This window comes from Streptomyces sp. ADMS (genome assembly GCF_033441795.1).
Classification (GTDB): Bacteria; Actinomycetota; Actinomycetes; order Streptomycetales; family Streptomycetaceae; genus Streptomyces.
Genome location: NZ_JAVFVX010000067.1, coordinates 1 through 3,016, shown reverse-complemented (window position 1 = coordinate 3,016; position 3,016 = coordinate 1). Strand labels below are relative to the sequence as shown.

The 3,016-nt window shown below is 67.0% G+C and carries 2 protein-coding genes and 2 pseudogenes; 1 reads left to right on the top strand and 3 read right to left on the bottom strand.

Translation table 11 applies throughout. The annotated features are described in order from the left end of the window. A pseudogene (locus RB628_RS26050) lies at positions 1-369 on the top strand (carbon monoxide dehydrogenase subunit G); the annotation flags it as partial. Between the two features lie 243 nt (positions 370-612). On the opposite strand, the gene RB628_RS26045 reads toward RB628_RS26050, so the two are convergent. The 3 genes and pseudogenes from RB628_RS26045 to RB628_RS26035 all read right to left on the bottom strand — a co-directional run. Next, positions 613-1,887 carry a glycosyltransferase gene (locus RB628_RS26045; RefSeq protein ID WP_318322942.1) on the bottom strand — a complete coding sequence of 425 codons (1,275 nt, stop codon included), beginning with the start codon at positions 1,885-1,887 and terminating at the stop codon, positions 613-615. Continuing rightward, positions 1,884-2,477 (bottom strand): tetratricopeptide repeat protein, encoded by a 594-nt coding sequence (locus RB628_RS26040; protein ID WP_318322941.1) that lies wholly within the window; start codon positions 2,475-2,477, stop codon positions 1,884-1,886. Before RB628_RS26040 ends, RB628_RS26045 begins: the two co-directional genes overlap by 4 nt. 189 nt (positions 2,478-2,666) lie before the next feature. Next, positions 2,667-3,016: pseudogene (locus RB628_RS26035) on the bottom strand (hypothetical protein); the annotation flags it as partial.

The window sequence follows — 3,016 nt, the reverse complement described above, 5'->3', positions numbered from 1 at the left end:
GGGGTGCCCGACGTTCCCGAGGTCCCTGAAAGTCCCGTTCCCGGGGTGCCCGACGATCCTGGCGCCCTTGGCGACGGCCCTGACGCGGATCACCTTCACGACGAGGACGACCTCGACGAGGGCGCGCATGTCTCCGCGCGGTTCGTGGATGCCGGGGGGCCGCCTGCCGAGGCCGCGCATGCGCGGCGGACGATGATCGGGCGCAGTACGGAGGAAGTGGACCACGCGCCGCCCCGGGGGCGGTATGCCCCAGTGCCGCCTCCGGAACAGGTGTCGGGGAACGCGACGCTGCGGTGGGCCGCGCCGGCTGCGGCGTTGGTGGTGGCGTCGGCGATCGTGGTGGGGCGGGTGCTGAGGAAGCGGCGCTGATGCGGTGGGGGTTTCTCGCCCCCGCCCCTACCCGTCCCATCCTCGGGGCGGCGCCCCCGAACCCCCGCTTCGGCCCTGAAGGGGCCTTGACCCCTCAAACGCCGGACGGGCTTCTACGCCGCGCTCTCCCCGTTCCAGGCCGCGCCGCTCAAGGGGTTGCTGGATGCAGGCCGGGAGCACCTGGGAAGGTTGCTGAGCGAGTCCGCCTAGGGCACTCACACACGCATCAGCCCCGCCAAGGCATCACACCAGCAGCGGACCACCGCACCGTTCGGCACCTTCCTTCACGGCGATCAAGTTGGCCTGAACATAGGAGATGTGGTTCCTGGAGTGCCAGTCGGTCGGGTAGTAGGTGACCAACCGTGAACGGTGGAACCGAGCCCGGATCTCGGGTACGAAAGCGCGGTACTGGTTGTCGGTGTAGTACCAGAACGAGTTCTCGTTGTAGTAGGCGACGTGCGTCGGGTCCTGGTACGCGCCCCGACCGTCGGAGCTGGGAGTCTGGGTGAGGAGCATGCCGCCCGGTGCCAGCAGGCGGTACAGCTCGTTGATCAGCGGAATCTTCGCGGGCACGTGCTCCAGGAAGTCCACTGCCCGGAGCAGGCCGACCGAGTTGTCAGGCAGGTCCAGTGGCTCGGGCAGCCTCGCGACGATGTCGACGCCGTCTCTTGGGTGCTGGTCCACGCCCAGGTAGCCGGGCGGCTTGCGGTGTGCGGCGCCGAGGTCCAGCGCGAGCAGACCGCGTCGCTTGGTCCAGGCGAGGGCGTTGGCCTCAATGTATTTGTCGTACAGCGCTACCGTCTCGCGCTGGATGTGCGCGTTGATCTCAGTGTCGCGCTGGGTGTTGTGGGGGTGCATCCGCTGCAGATACAGGCATCTGGGGATCCGGTGGAAGTCACCCGCCTGGAAGAGACGGCACATCAGGTCCTGGTCGTCCAGCACGGTGCGTGTGGCGTCATATCCGCCGACCTGCTCGTAGGTGTCCTTGCGGAACGCCCGTACGTGGTTGGGGGCGTACCAGATGTACGACACGTTGTGCGGCGTCGGTGCCATGGAGACAGCCTGCAAGAGCCGGCGGCCGTCGACATCGACCTCCTCGTACTGCCAGCCGTGCGCCTCGTTGAACCGCGTGTCGTCCCGGCTTCCGTCCTCGGTGATCTGAGCGGTGTGGCTGTAGACGAAGACGACGTCGGGACGCTCGTCGAAGGCGTCCGCCAGTTCTGCCAGGCAGTCCTTCGCCAGTAGGTCGTCGTGGTCGAGCTCGACGAGGATCTCTCCGCGTGCCAGTTCGCAGGCGCGGCGCTTGGCCGCTCCCACCCCTTGAATGTGGTCCGAGACCTCTACCCGGACACGGTCGTCGGGGTGTTCGGGCCGCCATCGCGTGCCGTTGTTGAGGAGCACGATCCACTCCCAGTCGGAGCGGGTCTGCGCTTGCAGCGTGGTGAGGCATTCGTCGAGGAAACGCGATCGGTGGCTGGGAGTGAAGACAGAGAATTTCGGGGTTGGGGAAGACGTCATCTGCTCGTACCTGCCTCAGTGCCTGTCGGTGCTGCGGTCGTGGAATCGCGGAACTGCTCCGGGATGAACTGTTGGAGCGACGGGTCGGCACGGACAGCGAGGCCAAAGGCGTCCTCGGCCTCGCCGTCACGACCCTTCTTCGCCAGAGCCTGACCAAGGTGCAGATAGGCCGTGGCAGCCCGTGGGTCGGCGCCCACGATGTGCTTCAGAAGAGCGATCGCCTCGTCGGTGTCGCTCGCCTCGAGCAGGATCGCCTTGTTGTACAGGGCCGAATCGAAATCCGGATCGATCTTCAGCGCTTTGTCGTAAGCCGCGCGCGCGTCAGCCGTCCTGTGGTCCTCCTGGGCGATGACGCCGAGGTTGTACCAGGCGAGTTTGTTGGCGGGATCCAGGTCCAGGGCCCGTCTGAAGCTACTCGTCGCCCCAGAAAAGTCCTTGTTCTCGCCCTGTCTGATGCCTGCTTGGACCAGTTCCTCCGCCTTCAGGACGAGCGTGGCCGCCGGTCCTGTGGGCTTGATTCCAGTGGCAGGCGTGGTCTTGGAGTCCGCTGTGGGAAGTGGCACCCACCCGGTCACCACCTGGGCGACCACGACTGTGGCGACGAGTGCGGTCCACAGTGCCATCCGCTTTTTCACGAGTTCTACCTCATCGATCCGGCAACGCGACTGGGTGGGCCGAAAAGGACAAGCGCGGGGATATGTGCCGTCCCCCCGGGGGACGACACTCGGTGTACCCAACCGTGAACGCCTGCCGGCCCAGCGAGGCTCGCGGCCCAGGGCTCACGGCGCGCACACCGCGTAGACGGTGACTGTGCGCGGGTCGTCGGAGACGGCCTGCCAGCCAGTCGCCGGAGAGCCCCCGACAGGACGGCTGACGAGCATCTCGTTGTCGACGGACACCGCGGCCTCGAAACCGCCACCGATTGCGAACGTACCGGCGGGGCACAAGACCGTGGCGCTGCCTGTGCCGCTGGTAGCCGTGACAACCGTGCTCTGTGACCCGGGGCTCGCGCCTTGGAAGCCTTGTGTGCCGGTGTCGCCCTGCGTGCCCTGAGCGCCGGTGTCGCCCTGGAAGCCTTGGAAGCCTTGGGTGCCTTGGGTGCCGGTGTCGCCTTGGGTGCCTTGGTTTC

Bases quoted from the DNA above. Each gene is read 5' to 3' on its own strand.
- RB628_RS26045 (WP_318322942.1), bottom strand. From the start codon at position 1,887: ATGACGTCTTCCCCAACCCCGAAATTCTCTGTCTTCACTCCCAGCCAC.